This is a genomic window from Alkalispirochaeta alkalica DSM 8900, from assembly GCF_000373545.1.
Taxonomy (GTDB): Bacteria; Spirochaetota; Spirochaetia; order DSM-27196; family Alkalispirochaetaceae; genus Alkalispirochaeta; species Alkalispirochaeta alkalica.
In genome coordinates this window covers 17,751-40,496 of record NZ_KB891702.1, presented here as the reverse complement: position 1 = coordinate 40,496, position 22,746 = coordinate 17,751, and the positions used below count along the sequence as shown (strand labels likewise).

14 protein-coding genes are annotated in these 22,746 nt (G+C 63.9%); 3 read left to right on the top strand and 11 right to left on the bottom strand.

Annotated elements, in window-relative coordinates; genetic code table 11:
• Positions 1-29 precede the first annotated feature (29 nt).
• The 4 genes from B071_RS18350 to B071_RS0106410 all read right to left on the bottom strand — a co-directional run bounded on the left by B071_RS18350 (position 30) and on the right by B071_RS0106410 (position 8,638).
• Entirely contained in the window at positions 30-4,253 is a 4,224-nt protein-coding gene (locus B071_RS18350) for a FlgD immunoglobulin-like domain containing protein (protein WP_438829609.1), read from the bottom strand.
• Between the two features lie 1,207 nt (positions 4,254-5,460).
• Positions 5,461-6,375: a serine O-acetyltransferase EpsC gene (gene epsC, locus B071_RS0106420; protein ID WP_018526282.1), complete on the bottom strand. Its 915-nt coding sequence runs from the start codon at positions 6,373-6,375 to the stop codon at positions 5,461-5,463.
• Between the two features lie 152 nt (positions 6,376-6,527).
• Positions 6,528-7,994 (bottom strand): exodeoxyribonuclease I, encoded by a 1,467-nt coding sequence (sbcB, locus tag B071_RS0106415; RefSeq protein ID WP_018526281.1) that lies wholly within the window; start codon positions 7,992-7,994, stop codon positions 6,528-6,530.
• Positions 7,995-8,077: 83 nt separating this feature from the next.
• Complete coding sequence (locus B071_RS0106410; RefSeq protein WP_018526280.1) at positions 8,078-8,638, bottom strand: hypothetical protein; 561 nt, start codon at positions 8,636-8,638, stop codon at positions 8,078-8,080.
• A gap of 246 nt (positions 8,639-8,884) precedes the next feature.
• On the opposite strand from B071_RS0106410, the gene clpB reads away from it, so the two are divergent.
• Both clpB and argH read left to right on the top strand, forming a co-directional pair.
• Complete coding sequence (gene clpB / locus B071_RS0106405; RefSeq protein ID WP_051075270.1) at positions 8,885-11,509, top strand: ATP-dependent chaperone ClpB; 2,625 nt, start codon at positions 8,885-8,887, stop codon at positions 11,507-11,509.
• Positions 11,510-11,541: 32 nt separating this feature from the next.
• Entirely contained in the window at positions 11,542-12,954 is a 1,413-nt protein-coding gene (gene argH / locus B071_RS16280) for an argininosuccinate lyase (protein WP_018526278.1), read from the top strand.
• 25 nt (positions 12,955-12,979) lie between these two features.
• On the opposite strand, the gene B071_RS0106395 is transcribed toward argH, so the two are convergent.
• The 4 genes from B071_RS0106395 to B071_RS0106380 form a co-directional block, all read right to left on the bottom strand.
• Positions 12,980-13,795 carry an ABC transporter permease gene (locus tag B071_RS0106395; protein ID WP_018526277.1) on the bottom strand — a complete coding sequence of 272 codons (816 nt, stop codon included), beginning with the start codon at positions 13,793-13,795 and terminating at the stop codon, positions 12,980-12,982.
• Positions 13,792-14,802 (bottom strand): ABC transporter permease, encoded by a 1,011-nt coding sequence (locus B071_RS16275; protein ID WP_438829608.1) that lies wholly within the window; start codon positions 14,800-14,802, stop codon positions 13,792-13,794. The genes B071_RS0106395 and B071_RS16275 overlap by 4 nt, the downstream gene beginning before the upstream one ends.
• A gap of 71 nt (positions 14,803-14,873) precedes the next feature.
• On the bottom strand, positions 14,874-16,439 hold the full coding sequence (locus tag B071_RS19855; protein ID WP_018526275.1) for an ATP-binding cassette domain-containing protein: 1,566 nt from the start codon (positions 16,437-16,439) through the stop codon (positions 14,874-14,876).
• 2 nt (positions 16,440-16,441) lie between these two features.
• A complete protein-coding gene (locus B071_RS0106380) occupies positions 16,442-17,386 on the bottom strand; it encodes a BMP family ABC transporter substrate-binding protein (protein ID WP_438829607.1) in 945 nt (314 codons plus the stop codon).
• 312 nt (positions 17,387-17,698) lie between these two features.
• Between B071_RS0106380 and B071_RS16270 the strand changes: the two genes are divergently transcribed.
• The gene (locus tag B071_RS16270; RefSeq protein ID WP_018526272.1) at positions 17,699-19,093 is read left to right on the top strand and encodes a xylulokinase; all 1,395 of its coding nucleotides are present in this window, start codon (positions 17,699-17,701) and stop codon (positions 19,091-19,093) included.
• Between the two features lie 106 nt (positions 19,094-19,199).
• On the opposite strand, the gene B071_RS0106365 is transcribed toward B071_RS16270, so the two are convergent.
• The 3 genes from B071_RS0106365 to nifA all read right to left on the bottom strand — a co-directional run bounded on the left by B071_RS0106365 (position 19,200) and on the right by nifA (position 22,722).
• Complete coding sequence (locus B071_RS0106365) at positions 19,200-19,541, bottom strand: P-II family nitrogen regulator (protein WP_018526271.1); 342 nt, start codon at positions 19,539-19,541, stop codon at positions 19,200-19,202.
• Between the two features lie 97 nt (positions 19,542-19,638).
• Positions 19,639-20,790 (bottom strand): ammonium transporter, encoded by a 1,152-nt coding sequence (locus B071_RS0106360; protein ID WP_498365798.1) that lies wholly within the window; start codon positions 20,788-20,790, stop codon positions 19,639-19,641.
• 369 nt (positions 20,791-21,159) lie between these two features.
• Positions 21,160-22,722, bottom strand: a complete 1,563-nt coding sequence (gene nifA, locus B071_RS0106355) for a nif-specific transcriptional activator NifA (RefSeq protein ID WP_018526269.1) — start codon at positions 22,720-22,722, stop codon at positions 21,160-21,162.
• Positions 22,723-22,746 lie beyond the last annotated feature (24 nt).

The window sequence follows — 22,746 nt, the reverse complement described above, 5'->3', positions numbered from 1 at the left end:
CACCTCGGTATTCTTGATGCTCCGGTGCTCTAGCGAAGGAGCACAAAATCGACCCGACGGTTCTGCCAGCGGTTCTCCAGATCACTGTGGGGGACCACCGGTTCGGTTCCTCCCCTGCCCACGATGGTGATGCGGTCGGAGTCCATGCCCCGGCTGACCAGGGCGTCCCGCACCGAAGCAGCCCGGGAACGGGAGAGCGGTGTCAGGGTCTCGCGCTCCTCCCGCTCCGTACCGGTGATGTTCACGGCGTGGCCCTCCACCTGGATACGGTAGGTCTGGTAGCGATCGAAGATCTCCACCAGCCGGTCCAGGACCTCGATGTTTTTTGCCCCCGTGTCCGTGGCGGGGTTGATCTGTAACCTCGGGCTGTTGGGCTCAAAGGTAATATTGGCGATCTGGATAAGCAAACGGTCGCCGTCGCGGACCACCAGAATATCCACGGGAATAATTCCCGTGACGGTGCTCTCGTTTCCGGCACGGTCGGTGGCGGAAAAGCGGTAGGGATAGTCCTCGGCGCTGCGGACCAGCTCGCCCGAGGCGCTGCGGCCGTCCCAGATCAGTCGTTCCCGGGGAGCCCCGGTGCCACGGAACTCCTGGAAGGGCCGCTGGTTGCGGTCCAGGATCTCAAACCGCCAGGATTCGATCCCGCTGGCGTCGCGGGCGGCCAGGCGGATCGTGAGCTCGTCGTTTATCCCGTCGTTGTCGGGGGAGAAGGGGAGCCCCTCAAGTTCCACGCCGATCTCGGGTGGTGTGGTATCCACCACCACCGTGGGTGAGATCACCTGGGGAAAGGTGCCGTTTCGCAGGGCCAGGCGGTACCGGATCCGGTAGGTTCCGTCCTGGATCGAGCCGTCATCGCGGGTTCCATCCCAGCGGAGGGTTTCCCGGGGAAGAACCTGGTCGGAACGAAGGGTGCGCACGACCCGGTCTTCCTCGTCAAGGATTTCCACCAGCCGGTACCCGGCCCCTTCGACGCGGCTCGTTATGGTGCTGATGGCGAGTTCCCGGGACTCCTCCCGTGGGCCCCGGGGGGCGAAGATGCGCCGGTCCAGGGTGACAAAGAGGCGTGCCGGTACGGTGTCTACCTCGATCAGGGGAATCTCACCCCGGGTAGTGTTCCCGGCCGCGTCGGTGCCGACGATCTCGTAGCGGTAGGTGCCGTCGGGAACCTGGTTGCCCGCCTCGTCGGTCCCGTCCCAGGTGAAAGAACCGGCCCGGTCAGCCCAGGAAAGTCGCCGGACCTGTTCGCCCCGGGTGTCGAGGATACGTCCCTCCCAGCCCTCGGCGGGATCGCTCTCCTGGGTGATGGTGACCCGATCGCGCTGGCTCCCCTGGCCGGGTGCAAAGATGGTGTGGTCGATAGCGAGGGCGAGTTCGGGCGGAGTGATGTCCAGGGTTACGGTCTCGCTCCGGGCCTGGGGCCGGTTGCCGTGACGATAGTGGAGGGTGAGCGCTGCCTGGTAGGTGCTCTCCCGGGCGGGGCCCTCGGGGGTTGTGCCGTCCCAGAGGAAGGCTTCCGGCAGGGTCGTGCCGGTGCGCTCTACCACGGTGCTGCCCGTGGCAGTGTCGGTAATGGTGAAGGTGTAGCGTTCCAGTCCCCGGGCATCGCCCCTCCGGTAATGGAAGGTAACGGTGTCGTGGAGGCCGTTCCCGTTGGGGCTGAAGGCGTGCCGGTCTGCGTACAGATCAAGGGGGGTCTCGGCGGTGTAGACCTCGAAGGGGATCCGGCCCGTTCCCCCGGTGTTTCCGGCGAGGTCGGTGGCGACAAGTTCGTAGGTGTAGAGCCCGTCGGGAACCCGGCGGCGCTCCTGGTCCAGACCGGAGAAGACCAGCTCCTCCGGTGCCTGGCCACTCCANTCCCACTGCCGGATGATCCGGTCCTCTTCGTCGCGGAGGATTCCCGTCCACCGCTCTTCCCGGGAGGTCTCCTGGGAGATCGTGAGCTCGTCCAGACGCCCGTCCCCGTCGGGAGAGATGATATCCGACGAGAGTCGCGCTGTTGCCTCGGGCGGAACCCTGTCCACCAGGACTGTACGGATTGATCGGACCCGGGGATGGGCGCCGGTAGCAAAGCGTACCGCCAGGCTGCCCCGGTACTCGCCGTCGGGAACGGGGTTGCCCTGGTTATTCCGGCCGTCCCAGACAAAGGGTTCCAGGGAGCCCGTGCCGGTCAGGGTNCGGACCGGTTCGGTCTGGTCGGGCTCTTCCCCGTCAGTTTGCGCCCCGTCAGTGTGCTCCCCGTCGGGGATGATCTCCAGGGTCCATTCGGTGATGCCCTCCTCGATATTGGAGCGGGGCAGAAAGGTGACGGTCTCGCGTCCGCCGCGCCCGTTGGGGCTGAAGGCGGGGTGGCTCAGGCGAAGCTGAATTTCCACGTCCCTGGTGTCTGTGCGGAAGGGGGGAGTACGCAGGGTCAGGGAGTTGCCGGCCGCATCGGTGGCGCTCACGCCGTAGCGGTAGGTGCCATCGGGCACAACCTGGCCGTCCTGGTCGGTGCCGTCCCAGGAGAAGTCCTGGAGTTCGCCCGAGGTCTCCCAGGTTCGCACGATCTCGCCCCGGCTGTCTTCGATCCACCGGGTCCAGAGGTGTTCCCGGGAAGAGGTCTGGAGAATCGGCATGGTGCTTTTTACGCCCTCTCCGCCTCCGGGAGAGAAGGCTCGCTCATCGTCGTCCAGGGTGATTGTGGCCCGGGGGGGAACGGTGTCGACCCCGAAGGGAGCGCTCAGGGCTGTGGGGCGGTTGCCGTGGCGGTACTCCACCACCAGACGCACCCGGTAGGTGCCGTCGGGCACGATCTCGCCCGTGGTCCCGCGACCGTCCCAGCGATAGCTCTCGTCGGGGGCGCCGGCACCGTCGATGCGAGCCACCAGGGTTCCGTCCTCGTCGAGGATCTCCAGGGAGAAGCGCTCTGCGCCACGGGGGTCCTCAATCTGGGGAAGCAGGTCGATTGTCCGGTGGGGCCCCCGGGTGCCCGGGGCAAAGGCCTCGCGCGAGGACGAGACAAAGACGGGGGTTTCCCGCGTNTCCAGGGTAAAGGTGATGGGGCGGCTGCTGGCGCGGTTNCCCGCGCGGTCCTGACCGGTGAGGACATAGCGGTACTCGCCGTCGGGGAGGGGAGTTCCCTGGCCGCTGCGGCCGTCCCAGAGGAGCCGTTCTGCGGGTCGACCCTCCCAACGGAAGGTCCGTGTTACCTCGCCAAAGGCGTTTTCGATACGGCCCTCCCACCACAGGGCCTCTTCGGTGTCCTGAATGAAGGCGATTGTGTCTTTCCGCCCGTCGCCGTTGGGCGAGAAGATCGTGTCTTCGGCCACCACGGAGAGCCTGGGCGGGGTGATATCGAGGACGAAGGAGGGTGATGTTGCGCGAGGCTCGCTGCCGTTCCGGTAGAGCAGGGTAAGCCGGGCCTGATAGGTGCCCTCTTCCAGGGCGCGGCCCCGGTCGTCCAGTCCGTCGAAGGTCCACCGCGCGGGAGGGTCCTCACCCCCTGCAAAGGTCCGTCGCGGACGACCTGCCTCGTCGAGGATCTCCAGGGTATGGGTGCGGATTCCCTCGCGGATGGGGATATCGGGGGCAAGAATGATCTCGTCCTGGCGGCCGTTGGCGTTGGGCGAGAAGTGACCCAGGTTCACCGTGAGCCCCACGGGGGTCGGCACGGTATCGACGATGATGTTTTCCAGCGTCCCGCTGCCGGTGTTCAGGGCCCGGTCTGTGGCGNTCGCCTGGTACCAGTAGACGCCATCGGGAACGATCGCTCCCGAGGAATCCCGGCCATCCCAGACGAAGGGTTCCAGCTCCGTGTCATGAAATTCTTTTTCCAGCACAACCTGGTCCGATGCGTCGAGAATGCGCACGTTCCAGAGATCTTCCCGGGAGCTGGTCTGGTTGATCGTGATGGTATCCTGGCCCCCGATTCCTCCGGGGGCAAAAATGAGTTCGTCCGTGTGCTCCGGGGGAANGATCGTTACNTCGGGAGGGGTCGTGTCTACCACGATCGTCTTTTCCCGCGATACGGCCCGGTTGTTGTTGTCGTCCGTGGCCTCCACGGTGAAGGTGTACTCACCATCGGGAGCGACCCCGCCCGCGTCGGTTCGCCCGTCCCAGCGTATGCGGGCCGGGACATCCACGCCGGTCCTGACGTAGAGCAGGCGATCCAGGAAGGACTGAAACCCCACGTTCTCCGGCCGGGCCTCGGCGTTCTCGATGGTGCGGACCACCCGCCCCTGATCGTCGCGGACCAGGAAGGCCCAGGACATGACGTAGCGTTCGTCGGTGATCGTCACGGGCAGGAGGAGCTCGTCGGCCAGCCCGTCGTTATTGGGGGAGATGTACTGCGTTTCGGGGTAGTCCAGGACGATCTTTGGAGGGGTNCTGTCCACCACGCCGAAGGCCACGTTCACGCCCGCCGAAGCGGCCCAGAGGTCATCGTAGAGAGAGGCCCAGGCGGCGTGAGCTGCGATCTCGCTCTGCTGCCACAGGGGAGGCNNCTCGCTTCCGGCGGGTATGGAGCCCGAGGGGTTCCTCCCGGTCTGGAAACGCGCCGTGATGCCCACCGACGGGAGCAGGGAGCCCGAGGTCCGGTCGCTGTCGTTGTGCTCCTCCANGTCTATCTCCCATCCCAGGGTGAGGGCAAGGTGGTCCCGGAAGGTAACGCGCGAGCCAACCCGGTAGATCAGGTTCTGAAAGGAAGGCGCCTGAAAGCCCGTGTGAGCCTCCAGACGNATATCATCGTCGCGATAGAGGGTCCCGTGGATATCTGCTGCGGGGGTAAAGGGTGCGGGCGCGCCCGAGTAGTCTGAATCCGGCTCGGGGCTCAGACCGATCTGGGTGAGGGCCGCCCCCCAGCGCAGGTCCTTCAGGGGCCCGTGGTCGCCCAGGTGGTGGATCATGCCCAGGCTCAGCCCCCCTCCGAAGGCGGTGCTGTTTCGCTGGTGGGCGATCTGGCCGCTTATTCCCAGCCCTGCCTGCAGGCCGGGGTAGAGTTCCTTGGCGGCGCTGAAGTTCAGNGCACCCCGCTGCCCCAGGTGGAGGTCTTCTGCCTCGATAGAGAGATACTGCAGGGAGCCTGTGAAGACGGCAAAGGGGGTGGGGACCGTCAGGCCCAGATGGAGGGCTCCGCCCTCGAGGGAACCACCGTCTGCCAGGGTGGTGTGGCTTGCATCGAGGTGTATCCGCTGTTTCAGGGCCGACACGGCGGGGTTGATCACGTCGCCACTACCCGATTGATCGGTGGCGGTGCTGGCTCCCCCGGCAAGAAAGAGGGGAGACCAGAGGCGCTGCATCGCTTCGCTCCCCGGGGAAGGATCATAGGCCGGGAGCGGCGCCTGGGGAAGGAGAAATAAACCGGCAACCAGGGTCACGAGTGCTCCATGGCGGAGACGGAAGAGTGTCTTCATACTCCCTCCAGTCTACCCCAGGATGGAAAAGATATCACCCGTTCCCCGGGAGATTCCTCGGGGACTGTTATATCTGGAAGTCTCCCGTCCGGGGTTTGTCCCGTCGGGCCTGGAACTCCCCGGCCCGGCTGTAGATTCTGCTGAAGGGGGGCACCGAGCTGGTGATCCAGACGTTACCACCGATGATCGAGTTGTGGCCGATGGTGGTTTCTCCGCCGAGGATCGTTGCTCCCGCGTAGATTGTCACGTTGTCCTCGATGGTGGGGTGGCGTTTCTTGTTGGCGTCCCGCTTGTGGACGCTCAAGGCACCGATGGTCACGCCCTGGTAGACCTTTACGTGGGCTCCGATGATGGTGCTCTCTCCCACCACCACGCCCGTGGCGTGGTCGATGAAAAAGGAGTCTCCGATGGTCGCTCCGGGGTGAATGTCGATCCCCGTACGACCGTGAATTTCCTCGCTCATCATGCGGGGAATCAGGGGGACCTCCCGAATCCAGAGTTCGTGGGCCAGGCGGTGGGCCATGATCGCCTCCAGCCCCGGGTAGGCCAGGATGATCTCCTCCGTGGAACGCGCCGCCGGATCTCCTTCCAGGGCTGCCTGAACGTCCAGGCGAAGGCGCCGGCGGATTTCGGGGATTTCTTCAAGGAAGGAGAAGGTGATCTTCCGGGATTCTTCCCGGTAGGGTTCGGTGTCTTCTGTCTCGCGGCAGATGCCGTGGTGGAAGCAGAGACTGCGGAAGATCTCTTCCGAGAGGCGTCCCGCTAGGGATCCCACCCGTTCGGCCACGAGGAACCGCGCGTTGTGCCGGGCGATATGCTCCTCGCTCTGAAAGCCCGGGAAGATCAGGGCCTGGAGATCGTTCAGGATGCGGCGGATGCTGGGGCGGGAGGGCAGGTTGGGGCCGTCCATATGGTTGATCGCCCCCACGGTATCGTAGGAATCGACGATGGCCGAGATGATCGGAGTCAGGTCGTCACGCATACCTGTATTATGATGAATTTAATCGGTTTTGTGTAGCCTGCTTCGGTCAGTGATGGCGCTCAGGCCGACATATCGGCCGGGTGCAGCGCGCTGCAGGGTANANCCGAGATTCTCCATGGCCGTTGATGTATTCCGTGTCTCTCTGCGATGGGTCAGACCGAGAGAATATGCTCGTCCAGCCAGCGGGCGTAGTCCAGAAGGTCCTTCAGGGTCCTGCGCTTTCCTGCCGGGAGGTCGGGCAGGGCCATGAGGTTGTGGAGCTTTTTCCTGAAGCTGCCAAAATCCAGGGCATTGCGGTATTCCGGGGCCAGAAGCCTTCGGGCGCAGTAACTCTGCCAGCGCTGGAGTTCTTCCGGGGCGAGTTCCCGGGGGTAGTTTCTTCCCAGGAATCGCCGCAGCATCTCGGGGCCCCGGGGGTCCGTGAAGGAGGGCGGGGCAGCGGCCAGTTCCGATGGCGGGGTGAGGTGTATCTGGCGGAACGTTTCCTGGTCGGCATCACCGAAGAACCCGCCGCTGTAGATGCCCAGATCCGGGTCGGTATAGCCCTGTTCGCCCGGGGTATCGCTACCGGAGGGGTCTCTCTGGTAAACNGCCCGGATCTTTGTGGCCAGGTCCTCTCTGCCCGCCAGGGCCGAAGCGTNGCGCTCTATCTCTTCCAGGGAGAGGCCCAGAGCCCGGGCTCTCTCCGGGGTGAGGGTAGAGACAGGCGCGATCGCCGGAACCCGGTTGATCTGTACGCCCAGCAGGGGAACCCGTTCCTCCCCGGCCAGCTCCTCGCGACTGGAAAAGACNCTGCGCCGGATTTCCTCCCGGGGCAGATCCCAGAGCGGTGCCGGGTCATGACGCAGATCAAAGAGGATAATCTGGTTCGGGTTGTCGGGACTCACCGTGAGGGGCCACACCACGGATGAGCAGCCTCCGGGGCGTGTCAGGAGGGGATCGGCCAGNACGAGCGGCTCGGGGTGCTCCAGATTCAGAACACGCCGGACCCGGTCTTTTTTGCGAAGTGTCAGGTAATAGGAGAAGAGGCGNGGCTGCTTTTCCCTGATCAGCCTGGCCAGAGCGATGGTGGCCCTCACATCGCTCAGGGCGTCGTGGGCCTCGTCGTGGGAAATCCCGTTTGCCTGGGTGAGCTCTTCCAGCTTGAAGAGGGGCTTCCCGTCCGCGTCGGTTTTCCACTGGANCCCCTCGGGGCGCAGATCGTGGGCCAGCCGTACCAGGGGGAGGAGATCCCAGCGACTGTTCCCTTGGGCGTACTCCCGGCGGTAGGGATCGTGGAAGGTTCGGTAGAAGAGGTTGCGGAGGAACTCGTCGTCAAAGCGAAGCGAATTATACCCCGCCGCGCAGGTGCCGGGGACGCTCAGGATACGGTTGATTTCCCGGGCAAGCTCGGCCTCNACCAGNCCGTTTTCGGCGGTCTGCCTGGGAGTTATCCCCGTGATGAGACAGGCCTCGGGATCGGGGAGATAATCGGGGCTGATGCGCCCGTAGAGGACCAGGGGCTCCCCGATCTCCCGGAGATCGCTGTCGGTACGGATCGCGGCAAACTGGGCGATCCGNTCCCACCGCGGGTCCCGGCCAAAGGTTTCCAGGTCGTACCAGAGAAATGTTTGTGCCACCCCCCGATGGTAGCCCGGAGCGAGAGAGCTTCACAACCCGCCCGCCCGGGAANCCGGTTCTGCCTNCCCGGGACAATACCCGTCTAGCGGCGGCCACCCCTGAAGAGTGATCGGATGAGTCGCATCACGATGCGGCTCACCCCGTAGCTGATTTCCCGCTCCATGCCCCGCCGGAGCATCTGCTGGGGGGAACCGTAGCCCCGGCCTCGCCGGCGGCGCCCGTAGGGGTTCCCGAAGAGATCCTGCCGGGCTCCCGATGCAGGTGACCGCAGGCCTCCCGATCCTGTTCCTGATGAGGCCGGACCGGACTGATCTTCCTCGGGAAGGTCCGTCTGGAACTGGGAGTTTCCCGTCCGGACGTAGCTGGTCATCCCTTTCCACTGGGTGTCGGTGTTGTCCAGGAAGGAGAGAAATATCCGCTCCGCCGTGTCCCGGGGAAGTCGCTCGTTGGTGGCGGCGTACATGCCCGTGTCATCACCGTATTCCAGAAAGAAACCGCCCTCGATCAGGGAGGTCTGAACGAAATGGGTATCGTCGTAGAGCATTATCAGCGTGTTGGATCCCGCCATGGTCTGCTCGAAGACCTCCCGTATCAGTTCGGGAGTAGTTTCGTCCCAGGTTTCGTTCGCCGTCTGCAGTGTCATCCAGTGCCTCCTCCGGAACGAGCTGTTTTGGCACGCCCTGCTGGTGGTGCTGACCAGCTTCCTGAAGAAGCCCGGCAGAGCGGTGCTGTCCCGTCCCGGCACAACCAGACCGGCCCCGCCCCCGGCAGAGCCTCGTTCTGGTCCCTCTTGGTACTCTTATCACTTCAGTATCGCCGCGACAGGGGTTTTTTGCAAATCTTCCGTATCTTGTCTTTCCCCGGGGTCAGATATATCTTTTTACCCGATATGAACTACGATGGAATGACCCTGAAAGCCCAGGCGGCGGTGCAGGATGCTGCCGCCATCGCGAACCGGAACGATCACGGAGCCCTCGAGGCTCTTCACCTCGCCCGAGCTTTGGCTGCCCAGGAACAGGGCATGGTGGGCGCGATCCTGCAGCGTCTCGAGGTGCCCCTGGGGCCCTTCATCCGGCAGATCGACGAGGAGATCCAGAACATGCCCCGCGTGACGGGGGATCACGGTCAGCTTCATCCCTCGCCGGCCCTGGGGCGCATCTTTGCCAAGGCCGAGGCGATGCCCCGCGAGATGGGGGACCGCTTCGTCTCGACCGAACATTTTCTCATCGCGATTTTGGAGTCTTCCGACAGGGCGGCTGCGCTCTTTACCTCCGCCGGGGTGACGGCCGAAGCGGTCCGGGAGGTCCTCCAGGATCTTCGTGGAGGCGAGACCGTGGACACCCAGGACCCCGAGGGGAAGATGCAGGTCCTGGAAAAATACTGCAAGGATCTTACGGCTCTGGCGCGTCAGGAGAAGCTCGACCCCGTTATCGGCCGCGACGAGGAAATCCGCCGGGTCATGCAGGTTCTCTCGCGACGCACGAAGAACAACCCCGTTTTGATCGGCGAGCCCGGGGTAGGAAAGACGGCGATCGCCGAGGGGCTGGCGCGGCGGATCGTAGCGGGTGATGTTCCCGAGTCGTTGCGGAACAAGAAGATTCTTGCTCTTGATCTGGGTGCTCTTCTTGCGGGCACCAAGTTCCGGGGCGAGTTTGAGGAACGCCTGAAGGGAGTGATCGAGGAGATCTCCAAATCCAGGGGACAGATTATCCTCTTTATCGACGAGCTTCACACCCTCATGGGGGCCGGTGCCGCCGAGGGCTCCATGGATGCGAGTAACCTCCTGAAACCGGCCCTCGCCCGGGGGGAGCTTCGAACCATCGGAGCCACCACTCTGGACGAATACCGCAAGCATATCGAGAAAGACGCCGCCTTCGAACGGCGGTTTCAGACGGTCTATACCGAAGAACCCAGCGTGGAGAATGCCGTGGCGATCCTGCGGGGCCTCAAGGAACGCTACGAAGTTCATCACGGAGTGCGGATCCTGGACGATGCCCTGGTGGCGGCGGCGACTCTCTCGGATCGTTACATCACAAACCGCTTTCTCCCGGACAAGGCGATCGATCTGGTGGACGAGGCGGCGAGCCGCATGAAAATGGAGATCGAGAGTCAGCCCACGGAGCTGGATCAGCTGGACCGGCGGATACTGCAACTGGATATCGAGGCCCAGGCCCTCAAGACCGAGACCAGCGAGAGCGGTCGGGACCGGCTCGCAAAAGTACAGGAAGAGGTGGCCGAATTGCGCCATCGCCGGGACGAGATGCACCTGCGGTGGAAAAACGAGAAGGACGTGATCGACCGGATCCGCGATCTGAAGGTCCGCCTGGAGCAACTCTCCATCGAGGAAGCCCAGCAGGAACGGGAAGGAAATCTTGCCCGGGCTGCCGAGATCAAGCACGGCACGATCCCTCAGCTCAATCAGGAGATCCAGCGCCTCAGCGACCGCCTGCGCGAGCTCCAGAACGAGGAGTCGCTCCTGCGGGAGGAGGTCACCCACGAGGACATCGCCCGGGTTGTATCTTCCTGGACGGGAATTCCCGTAAGCAAGATGATGTCCAGCGAGGTCCAGAAGCTGTTGGACCTCGAAGCGATTCTGGAAGAGCGTGTTGTGGGACAGCCCCGGGCCATAGAGGCCGTGAGCGATGCGATCCGGCGAAACAAGAGCGGTATCGGCGACGAGAACCGCCCCACGGGGACCTTCCTCTTTCTGGGGCCCACGGGGGTGGGCAAGACCGAGCTGGCCAAGACGATCGCCTCCTTCCTCTTCGATGACGAGCGGGCTCTTACCCGGATCGATATGAGCGAGTACATGGAACGCCACGCCGTGAGCCGCCTGATTGGAGCGCCCCCGGGCTACGTGGGGTACGACCAGGGGGGGCAGCTCACCGAGGTGGTGCGGCGCAGGCCCTACTCGGTGCTGCTCTTCGACGAGGTCGAGAAGGCGCACCCCGACGTGTTCAATATCTTTCTGCAGCTTCTTGACGAGGGGCGGCTCACCGACGGTCAGGGGCGGCTGGTAGATTTTCGCCACACCATCGTGATCATGACCAGCAACGTCGGCAGTGATCTTATTCTTGCCGCCCAGGACCTCGATTCCGTTACCGGCCAGGTCCGGGACCGGCTCCGGGAGGTGTTCAAGCCCGAGTTTCTCAACCGTCTCGACGAGGTTATCACCTTCCGCAGACTCGATCAGGACCACATCCGCCGGATCGTCTCGCTCGAGGTGGATCGTCTGAACCGCCGTGTGGCCGACAGGGGAATCACCCTGGAGTTTACCCCCCAGGCACTGAACCGTCTTGCCGGTATCGGCTACGATCCCGCCTACGGGGCCCGGCCCCTGAAGCGGGCAGTCCAGCAGTATGTCCAGAATCCCCTGGCCCGGCGGCTCCTCCAGGAATCCTTTGCCCAGGGCGGGGTTGTTCTGGTGGAGGCCCCTGAGGGCGAGGGGGGCGGGAGCGTCCCTGCCTCGGGGGAGGAGGTCTTTACCTTCACCCTCCGGCCCTCGGGAGTTTGACCCGCCCGGCGTTGCTGGAGTACTCTCGACCCATGGCAAAACTCTGGGAAAAAGGCTACAGCCTTGACGAAGCGGTGGAGCGGTTCACCGTGGGACGGGACTATATTCTGGATTTGAACTTGATACCCGCCGACGCTGTGGCGAGTATCGCCCACGTGCGGATGCTCGCCTCCAGGGGACTGCTCGAGGACGATCAGGCCCGCGCCCTGGAGGAGGAGCTCCGGCGGATCGCCCGTGAGGGTGCCGCCGGAAGGGTGAAGATATCCCGGGAAGACGAAGACTGTCACACCGTCCTGGAGGCGCTCCTGACAGAGCGGCTGGGAGACGCGGGGAAACGCGTTCATACCGGGCGCAGTCGCAACGACCAGGTCACGGCTGCAACCCGCCTCTACTCGCGGGAAGCGCTTCTGGCGATCACGGGAGACACCCTGACCCTGGTGGAGCGCCTGCTCGATCGGGCTCGCCAGGAGCGTGCCACCGTCATGCCCGGCAGAACCCACCTGCAAATTGCCATGCTCTCCACCTTCGGCCTCTGGCTCGCCTCCTGGGCTGAACAGCTCCTGGACGATCTGGAGCTGCTCCAGGCGGCGGAGCGTCTGAACGATCGTTCGCCCCTGGGCTCGGCGGCGAGTTACGGCGTGCCCCTGCCTTTGGACCGGGAGATGGTGGCCGACCTTCTGGGGTTTCAGGGAATCCAGAACAACGTTCTGGCCGTCCAGCATTCCCGGGGGACCCTGGACGGGCATATCGCGGGAGCCCTGGCCGCGATCGCAGCAACCCTGGGGCGCATGGCCCAGGATCTGATCCTCTTCTCTCTCCCCGAGGTGGGCTATGTGCGCCTTCCCTCGGCCCTCTGCAGCGGTTCCAGCATCATGCCCCAGAAGCAGAACCCCGATGCGCTGGAGCTCCTGCGGTCCCGGGCGTCGCTGGTGGAGGGGTGGGCCTCCCAGTGTCGAGGCGTGGTGAGAGGGTTGCCCTCGGGTTACAATCGCGATCTCCAGGATACCAAGGAGCCCCTCCTAAGGGCCCTGGCCACGCTGCGCGAGGAGCTGGCTGTTGCCCTGGTTCTGGTGGATCGGCTCGAGCCCCAGCGGGAGCGGATGCTCGAGGCCCTGAACGCCGAGGTCTTTGCCACGGACTACGCCTATCAGCTGGTTCTGGAGGGCGTCCCCTTCCGGGAGGCCTATCAGCGGGCTGCCGGGGATTATACCCAGCGGGATCTGCCCGATCCCGGGGAGGCCCTGGCCCGGCGGACGAGCACGGGAACTCCCGGCAACCTCAATCTGGAGGACCCGATCCAGCGTCTGGCCGGGCACCGGAAGCGTGTCGGTGATGGCTTCGCGCGGCATCAGCAGGCGTTGAAGAACCTCCTGGGCGAGGAAATCTCCCTTCTGGGCCGGCAGGATCCCCCAGGGGAAGATTCCTCGCGGGAAGCCCCCCGGTAAGGCCGGGGGTGCTCCTCCCGGGGTCTCAGGCCCGACGCCGGAACAGGGCGGAGTAGGCCACGAAGGCGATCACCGTCAGAAGATAGGGCAGGGCCAGAATGATGGTAGGGGAGATCACCGCCGTCGCCTGGGCCCGCACCGCCAGGGCTTCCACAAGCCCGAAGAAAAGGGCCGCCACGGCCAGCCCCCAGGGGCGCCGGTATCCCAGATAGATGATTACCAGGGCGATCCATCCCCGACCGGCGCTGATCCCCGGAAGGTAGGCCCCGATCCGCAGCGCCAGCAGAGCCCCGGCGAGACCACAGAAGATTCCGCTGGCGAGCAGCCCCAGGAGCCGGTAGGGAGCCACGGCGACGTGGTTTTCCTGGAGCCAGCGGGGCTCTTCTCCGGCCACGCGTAAACGCAAACCGGGAATGGTGTGGAACAGGCCTCCCCAGACAAGAAGGAGAACCCCCAGGGCCCAGAAGGGCACCGCCTGGATTGGTACGCCGCTCCCGGGGGGGAGCCGGACCGACCCGCGCGTCCCCAGAATCGTCTCGGCCAGAAAGGGGATCGTGCCCGCCGAGAGAAGGTTGATGGCAAGGCCCACGATGAAGGGATTTGCCCGCCAGCGGAGGACAAACTGGCCGAAGATCAGGGCCGGCACCACCCCCGCCAGGGCAGCCGCCACGATGGCCCCCGTGGGAGAGAGCCCGGCCAGGCGCGCCGCCACGGCCGTGAAGGCCCCCAGGGCGATCATTCCCTCAAGGCCGATATTCAGGATGCCGCTCCGCTCGGCCACAAGCCCCCCCAGNGCCGCTATCAGGAGGAAGGAGCTGCTTTGAAGAAGGTGTGCGATCATGGTGTCTTCCCCTGATTCCCGGGAGAGTTNTCNCGCCCGGGCCTGTTTCGGGTGAAACCGGCGATCCGGGCCGTTACAAAGAGGAAGATAACCCCCTGGANGAGGGACCCCAGCTCCCANGTTGTCTGATCCTGCAGCACCGCAGCCCGGGCGCCCCCGTCGAGAAAGGCAAAAAAGAGCGCTGCCGGGACCACCAGGAGGGGATTGTTCCGGGCGATCAGGGCCACGGCTATCCCGTTCCACCCCAAGTTCCCCGAGAACCCGATGATACTCCTGCCGTGAAGNCCCANGACCAGGGCGCTCCCGGCGACCCCGTGGAGCGCCCCCGAGATCGCCAGGGGGATCACCGTGTACCGTCCAACCGGTATGCCTGCGTACCTCGCCAGATCCCGGTTGTAGGAGGTAATACGCATCTCGTACCCGAAGAGGGTCCATCGCAGGACAACCGCCAGGATCGCCGCTGCCAGGATCGCCCAGNCCGTGCTGGTATTGAGCATCGATGGGGGNAGAAGTCCTGTCAGCCGCACCGGGGCCGGCACGAAGGGCGTGGCCAGAAGATTGCTCGTCTGGTCTCTCAGCGGGCCAAGAATCAGATAATCCCCCACGGGCACAACCGCCGAGGCCAGGAGAAAGGTGGTGATCAACTCATCGGCACCGGTNCGGTGGCGCAGCCATCCCGAGAGGCCCGCCAACGCCCCTGCGGCAGCGGCTGCGGCGCCTACCCCCGCCAGGGCCGCCACACCGGCGGAAAGACCGGGCTCCCCGGCCCAGCCCGAGAGCGGGGTTGCCGTGAGAACGGCGGTCAGAACGATCGCGCCCAGATAGGTCTGCCCCTCGCCACCCAGATTGAAGATCCCCGCCCGGAACGCCCAGATAACCCCCGTTCCCGTCAGGGTCAGGAGCGAAGCCCGGGCCAGGGTATTACCCAGGGCGTAGGAATTTGCCCAGGGGCCGACCAGAAAGGTCGTGACCGTTCGGACGGGGTAGGGCGAGGAGAGGAGAATCACCGCCAGAACGGTGGCTACCGCTGCCAGAGCAGCCAGGAGGGGACCCCTTCGGGAGGCCCGGGCCGCGCCGGTCACGAGGATATCCCCGCGAAGGCCCGGGCGATGGCGCCCTCCTGGTGGGGCAGAAACGAGCCCTGCACCAGCCCGTCGTGGAGAACCACCACCCGGCTCGCCAGGGATGTCACGGCATCGATGCTGGAACTCAGCAACAGCACCGCTGCCCCTGCAGCCGCGACCTCTCGCAGTGACGCCAGCAAAATTTGCTGGCTCTGGAGATCCAGCCCCGCCGTGGGTTCGGCGATGATGCATATCCGCGGATTCGTATCGAGCTCCCTGGCCAGAATGAGCTTCTGGATCGTCCCCCCCGAGAGCGAACCCAGCGGCATATGCCGGTTAGTGCGGATGTCGAAGCGCTTCAGGAGGCGGTTCGTCACGTGGCGTGCCTCGCCGGGGGTGCGGAACCCCCGCTGGTACACCTGGTTTCTGTCGATCACCGTGGCGTTCTCCTCCACGCTCCCCTCCAGGGCTGCGGCCCGTTGGAACCGGTCCGAGGGAACGAAGGCGATTCCCCGCTGCCGCAGGAGGCCCGGCACAATTCGGGCCGGCACGCGGTGGCCCTCCGTGGAGAGCGACCCCGCGGCCAGGACGGTCTGCCCTCCCAGATACTGCTCCAGAAGATCGAGCCCCGATTCGCGTACCCCCGTGAGCGCCGTTATCGTCCCCCGGGGAGCGTCGAAAGAGAGGGGGCCCACGGTTCGTCCCGTGAGAGGGTCGTGAAGGAGCAACTCTTCGCAGACCAGCCCCGTCAGGTCGGCCGATCCGGAATCGCGAGGTTCTTCCTGGTGATGCTGCGCCGGGGGAGCCGCCTCCCGATGGTGGTCGAAGAGCTGTGCCGCCAGTTCCTCCGCCGGGGGAGGGGGGCTGCAGGATGGGGCGGTTCGGCCCTGGCGAAGCAGGGTCACCCGGTCTGCCAGTCGGCTGATCTCCCCCAGATCGTGGGAGATGTAGAGAAGGGCTACCCCCTGTTTCCGAAGCGCCCCCACGGCCCGGAGGATTCGCTCCTGGTCGGGTCGCGCGAGCCCCACCGTGGGCTCGTCCAGGATGAGTGCCCGGGGATTCCGGGCAAGAGCAGCCAGGAGCGAGGCCAGGCGCAGCTCCGTTCCGTTCAGGGAGCCCGCCGACTTCCCCGTATCCAGATCGATGTCGAAGGCGCTGGCCCGGTGCGAGATGATCCGCTTCGCCTCGCGCCTGTTCAGGACGAGCGATGCTCCCGGAAATCTGCCCGCTGCCGGTTCCCTGCCGAGGATGAGATTTTCCATCACCGTCAGGGAGGGGGCCATGCGGGGATACTGGGGTACCACCGCGCAGGATCGGGGGTCGTCTCCCCGGACGGTGCCCCGGTCGGGTGGTTCGATTCCCGCCAGAACCCTCACGAGAGTGGACTTGCCCGCACCGTTTTCGCCTGCCAGGCCGTGAACCTCTCCCGGAAAGAGCGCTATCGATGCGTCCTGCAACGCCCGGACCGCGCCGTAGTATTTCTCCACCTGCGACGCCACGAGAACCGGCTCCAGGGGCGGTCGCTGGTGGTTCGCTGTCTGATCTGCTGTGTCGGGGCCGGGTTTCCCGCAGTTCCTCACATTCAGGTCCCGGGAGGGATCATGTCCAGGCGGAGATCTCCCTGACGCAGTCGCTCCAGCTTGGCCTCCACAGCCTGGATCAGCTCCGGAGGAATCATTTCCCGGAAAGCGGGGTGCTCCGTATCGAAGCCCACAGCCCCGTCGGCGACCCCCAGAATGAGGGCGCTCCCCCAGGGAGTCTCTCCCCGGAGGGCGGCCCTGGTGGCCTGGTAGGTCATGGTGTCCTGGTGAACCAGCGAGGACCCCGCTACCACGCCCGGCCCCTCGTCGTAGCCGGAGTCGTCGTACCAGAGAACGTAGGTGCCCCGTTCCCGCGCTGCCGAGAGAACACCCTGGTTCCCTCCCCCTGCGATGGTCAGGATCGTATCGCTTCCGCCGCGAATCATGTCCGCAGCGATCTCCTGAGCCCTGCCCGCATCGAACCAGTTGCCCAGAACGCGGAAATCCACGGTGATCTCGGGAGAGACGCCGTGAGCCCCCTCGCGATACCCCGGGAGAATCACCTCGTTCATGATGGGAAACTCCTGGCCGGCCAGAAGCCCCAGGCGCAGACGGGGGGTGGCNCCGGGAAGGTCGCTGGTAGTGACCANCCCTGCAAAATATCCCGAGAGGTAGGCCTGTTCGCGCTGGTTGAAGAGAATCGAGTGAATCCGCTCGTGGTCGGGGAGATAGGCGTCCATCAGAAGAAACCGCACATCGGGGACCGCCCGGGCAACCTCCAGAACGATCTCGGGCATGCTGGGGTTGGAGGTCACGATGAGATCGTAGCGCNCCGACGCGGCCATGGANATAACCCCCTCGAGCCACCCCGCCTGGTTGAATCCGCCCTCGACCACCCTGACCGAGGCCTGGGGGAACTCCGCNACGGCTTTGCGAACCCCCGCGACGAGCATCTCGTAGGTNGGGCTCCCATCGACCACGCCGGGNACAAAAACGCCAATNGACATGCCTTCGGAAGNGGAGTCTCCGGTGTCGGGTTTTCGGGAATCGCCCGATGATTCGCCTCCGCAGGAGAGGAGGCCTGTCAGGATCAGGAGCACCAGGGCTCCCGCGAGGGCGGCTTGTACGGTTTTTACGGACTTCATGGATTCATTCTACCGGGAAGGGCCGGCCTTTCTCAATCGGCTCGAGGCAGTTCCTTCTTTTCCTTTCTTTCCTTCTTTCCGGTGGGGGTGGCGTCAGTCCTCCGGGGTCGTGTCGGCCCCCACGGAAGGGGGTGCCGTTGACCGCCGGTGATCCTCTTGGTAGCTTCTGGGTGTATGGCAACAGCGATGGTGGATCACAGACGATACCTGGTAATAGACATCGGAACTTCCAGCCTGAAAGCGGCTGTGGTAACCAGCACGGGGGAGTTGCTCTCCTCCATCCGGCGGCCCGTCATGGGACCCGCCGATTCAACGGCCTCCTTTGACGGATACCGCTGGATCGAGGCGCTGCGCGAGACCATTCCCGTCGTGGCCGGGCAGTACAGGATCGACGCCGTGGTGATAAGCGGAAACGGCCCCACCGTGGTTGCCTGCGACGAGGANGGGCGAATCNTGGGGCAACCCCTGCTCTGGCTGGACCCCCGGGCCGAGNCCCTCCCGGAAAGTNGCTCCTTCTACCTGCCCAAGATCCTCTGGTTCCATCGNAACGACCCCCACGCGGAACAGGTGCGGTGGTACCTTCCCTTCCCGGAGTATCTCCTCTTTTATCTTACCGGCCGGGCCGTGGCGGTGACTCCGGGGAGCGAATTCTGTCCCTACATCTGGGAGCCCGACGAGGCCGCCNCGGTGGGGCTCGACCCCCGGAAGCTCCCTCCCTTCGCCGGNGTGGGATCCGTTGTGGGGGAGGTGCTGCGTCACCGCAGCGCNGAGCTGGGGCTCCCCGCAGGCACCCCGGTCGTGGCGGCCGGGTCGGACTTTCTCATGAGCCTGATTGGTACGAACTGTCTGAAACCGGGAATGACCTGCGACCGGGCCGGGACCTCCGAGGGTATCAACTACTGCTCGGACCGGCCCCGGCAGGCGGAACGCCTGAGGACTCTGCCCCATGTTATCCCCGGCCTCTATAACGTTGCGGGGATACTCTCTTCCACGGGGCTGCTCTTCGAGTGGTTTCGCGAGATCAGCGGTCAGCGGGGACGCGATTACGGGGACATGATGCTGGAGATCATGCGGCTCTCCGACGATGCCGATCTGCCCTGGTTTTTTCCCTCGCTCCAGCAACCCGGGGCGTGGCAGTTTNGGCGGGGAATGTTCATCGGTCTGGGCGCGCAGCACAGCCGNGCNGAGATGGGCCGGGCCGTGGTTCTCTCCATCGGCTTTGCCGTGCGGGAGGCTCTGGAGCTGCTTGGAGGGGCAGGGTGCTCCGTGGAGGGGCTCGTGGCGTGCGGCGGGCAGGCCCGGAACGGACTATGGACCCAGATGAAGGCCGACATGACGGGGGTTCCCGTGAGTGTTCCCGCCGTGGCCGACGCCGAGTTAATCGGGAATCTCTGCTGCGGCATGGTTGCGCTGGGAGAGGCCGCCTCTCTGGAAGAGGCGGCGGCGCGGACCGTACATATTGTTCACACCTATCAGCCCGATCCTGCCGGTGTNCTCCGCTACGCCGAGCAACATCACCGGTACCAGGCGCGGTTCCAGCGGTTTCAGGAGGCGCTGGCAGAGTGCTGACCGGGTGAGGACCAGCCCTGCCGGGCCTGCCCGGTCCGCCTGGTCCGTCGGGTTGTGCGGGNGCCCCTCTGCTGATTTCTTCTGCAGAGGGGTGGCCCCGCAGACCTCACCCGATAGCCTGGTTGCCCGTCTCCCCGGTGCGGATGCGAATTACCTCATCCAGGGGAACGACAAAAATCTTGCCATCACCTATTTTGCCCGTTTCTGCGCCGCGCAGGATCGCTTCGATGGTGGTTTCGGCAAACTCGTCGTTCACGGCGATCTCCAGACGGACCTTTTTCAGGAGGTTTACCTCGATGTCTACCCCCCGATAGACCTCGTGATACCCCTTTTGCTGGCCTGCTCCCAGGGCGTTGGTGACGGAGAGTTTAAAAACCTTGGCTTTGTAGAGCTCTTCCTTTACATCGTTCAGCTTGTGAGGCTGTATGTAGGCAACGATCAGTTTCATGATCCTCATCTCCTTTCGCTGATATAGCGGTAGTTAGGTGTCATATAATCCGGGGCCATGGAGTGATCCGGGGCCATGGAGCCCTGCAGCACAGAACTCAAACGTTGGAAAAAACCTGGAACCCNGCGTAGGATTCGCTCCCGTGCTCGGAAATATCGAGTCCCAGGAGTTCTTCTTCCGGTGATACCCGCAGGAGTCCCAATTTTTTCAGCAGATAAAAGAGCGCGAACGAGGTGCCCAGGACCCACACAAGGACAGCCCCAACGCCGATNGCCTGGACCCCTATCTGGCCCCCCCGGGTAAGGCCGCTCCCGATCAGTTCAAGATCGCCGAAGAGTCCCACCGCCAGCGTTCCCCATATCCCCGTGATTCCGTGGACACTGATTGCACCCACGGGATCGTCTATGTGGAGGATCTTATCGATTATCTCGACCGAGAAGACCACAATTATTCCTCCCACGGCACCCACCAGAAGCGACATTCCGGGGCTTATCACCCAGGTTCCTGCGGTGATCGCCACAAGCCCCGCCAGGGCTCCGTTGAGGGACATGGAAGGATCGGGTTTCCCGAACCACTTCCAGCTGGTTGCCATGGCGGCGATGGCACCGGCCGAGGCGGCCAGGGTGGTGGTAGTGGCCACGTAGGCAATATCAAGATCTGTTCCGGAAAGCGTGCTCCCCGCGTTGAACCCGTACCATCCAAACCAGAGGATAAAGACACCCAGCGCCGCCAGGGGCATGTTGTGGCCCTGGATGGCCTTCACTGTGACGGTGTCTCCAACCTTGACGTACTTCCCGCGTCGGGCCCCGATCATCACGGCCCCCGCCAGGGCTGCCCAGGCGCCTACAGAATGGACCACGGTAGATCCGGCAAAATCGTGGAACCCCATTTCGGTCAGCCACCCCGCGTCAGCCCAGATCCAGTGGCCGCTGACAGGGTATATCAGCCCCGACACAACCGCCGAGTAGAGAAGGTAGCCTGAATATTTGGTTCGTTCCGCCATGGCCCCGCTCACGATGGTTGCTGCCGTAGCGGCAAAGACCACCTGGAAAAACCAGTCCCGAAAGTCTGCCGAATCTGCCCCAGCGAGAAAGAACTGATCCGTTCCCACCAAGCCGGCGGCACTGGCCCCGTACATGATCGCCCAGCCCACAGCAAAGTAGGCCACCGCCCCCATGGAAAAATCCATCAGGTTCTTCATGATGATATTTCCGGCGTTCTTGGCGCGCGTGAGCCCTGTTTCAACCATGGCGAAACCGGCTTGCATCAGGAAGACCAGAGCTCCAGCCAGGGTAAGCCAGATCATGTCGAAGGCCTGCCGGTGCAGTTCCAGTACCGCCTCCACATCGTGCGCTGTTGCCTGTCCCAGGGAGACCGCAGTCATCAAGAGAGCCAGTACAAAAATCCGTCGTCCCATAGTGTATTCCTCCTCACAGGATGGGTATGTCACGTATTTTGAAAGCAAAAGTCGTGCCATCCTGTGGGAAAAAGAAGGTGGGCCGAAGGATCTCGTGGCCTTGCAAGGAGATAGAAATATACCTCATCGGTGAGGGTTTGGTGACAAACTGGGGGATNTTCTGGTTTCGGGCTACATTTTTGTAATTTTTAAAGAATCATCCTACATTCGTGTTCTGTAATTTCTCGGGTCGATGCCGTGTTTCTTGACGCGGAGTCCCATGATGCGCTCTGTTATATCGAGCATACGCGCTGCCTTGGCCATATTGCCTTTGGTCGATTTCAGGGCGTCCATAAGCAGCTCCCTCTCCAGGTTGTCCAGGGAATCCTGGAGCGACCCGTGAATCTGGGTGTTGGTGCTCTCGGCGGACTGAAGGCTCGGGGGAAGGTGATGCGAGTGGATCACCCCGTCGGCACTCAGCAGGACGGCTCGTTCGATGCAGTTTTCCAGCTCCCGCACGTTGCCGGGCCAGTGGTAGTTGCTGAGCAGGTCGATAGCCGGNGTAGAGATGCGCTGGATCGGCTTGTGGTTCTCTTCCCGGTATGTGGCGATAAAGTGATCCGCCAAAAGGAGGATATCGTTTCGCCGCTCCCGCAGGGGCGGGAGGTGGATGGGGAAGACGTTGAGGCGGTAATAGAGGTCCTCCCGAAAGAGGCCTTCCTCCATGGCCCGTTCCAGATCGCGGTTTGTGGCTGCGATAACGCGTACGTTGGTGCGGATCGTCTCGTTCCCTCCCACGCGTTCGAACTCCTTTTCCTGGAGTACGCGCAGAAGCTTGACCTGGGTCATGGCCGAGAGGTCGCCGATCTCGTCGAGGAAGATCGTTCCTCCGTTTGCCATCTCGAAGCGCCCCTTCCGGGTGCTGATGGCGCCGGTGAAGGCTCCTTTTTCGTGGCCAAAGAGTTCGCTCTCGATCACCGTCTCGGGCAGGGCCGCACAGTTTACCTTAATAAGGGGTTTTGCTGCCCGGGCGCTGTTGTAGTGAATCGCCTGGGCTACCAGTTCCTTGCCCGTGCCGCTCTCTCCCCGAATCAGGACGGTGGCGTCGCTGCGCGAGACCTGGGCCATCATGTCAAAAACGTGCTGCATGGCTTTACTGTTGCCGATGATATTGGAGGGGCGGAACTTTTCCTCAAGCTCCTTGTGGAGACGGGAGTTTTCTGCCAGAAGCTGCTCGCGCTCTTCCATCACGGTCTGACGGATCTTCACGGCCTGGGCGATCAGGGAGGCCACAACGGTGAGAATGCGCAGGTCCTCCTGGAGCGCTTCTTCACCGGGGAAGCTGCGATCCACGCTCAAGGCCCCGATCGTCTCGGAGCCGATCTTTACAGGGACGCAGATGAAGGATACCGCCTCGGAGGGCTTTCCCCGGCGGGCTCCGGTGCGATTCAGAAACTCCGGTTCCTCGTCGATTCGGGGGATGACCTTCGATTGTCCGCTCTGGACAACCTTTCCGGTGATTCCTTCGCCGAGCTTGTATCGGCCCCGTTTCCGCTCCGTCGGGGAGAGACCGTAGGCTGCCTCGATGAGAATTTCGCCGCTCTTGCGGTTCAGGAGGGTGATCGTGCCGCGGAGCATCCCCAGGTGATCGGTCACGGCCGTAAGGACGGGCTGGATCACTTGCTTGAGGTCGAGGCTCTGGTCCAGGATCTGGCTTATTTCGAAGAAGAGCGAGAGTTCTTCCAGCTTTCCCCGTACGTGGTTATCGGCGCCTGTGGTGTTCATAGCATACTCCCTCGAATAACCTAC

Excerpts from the sequence above, each read along its gene's own strand:
- epsC (WP_018526282.1), bottom strand. The coding sequence starts at position 6,375 with ATGCGTGACGACCTGACTCCGATCATCTCGGCCATCGTCGATTCCTAC.
- B071_RS0106410 (WP_018526280.1), bottom strand. The coding sequence starts at position 8,638 with ATGACACTGCAGACGGCGAACGAAACCTGGGACGAAACTACTCCCGAA.
- clpB (WP_051075270.1), top strand. The coding sequence starts at position 8,885 with ATGAACTACGATGGAATGACCCTGAAAGCCCAGGCGGCGGTGCAGGAT.
- argH (WP_018526278.1), top strand. The coding sequence starts at position 11,542 with ATGGCAAAACTCTGGGAAAAAGGCTACAGCCTTGACGAAGCGGTGGAG.
- B071_RS0106365 (WP_018526271.1), bottom strand. The coding sequence starts at position 19,541 with ATGAAACTGATCGTTGCCTACATACAGCCTCACAAGCTGAACGATGTA.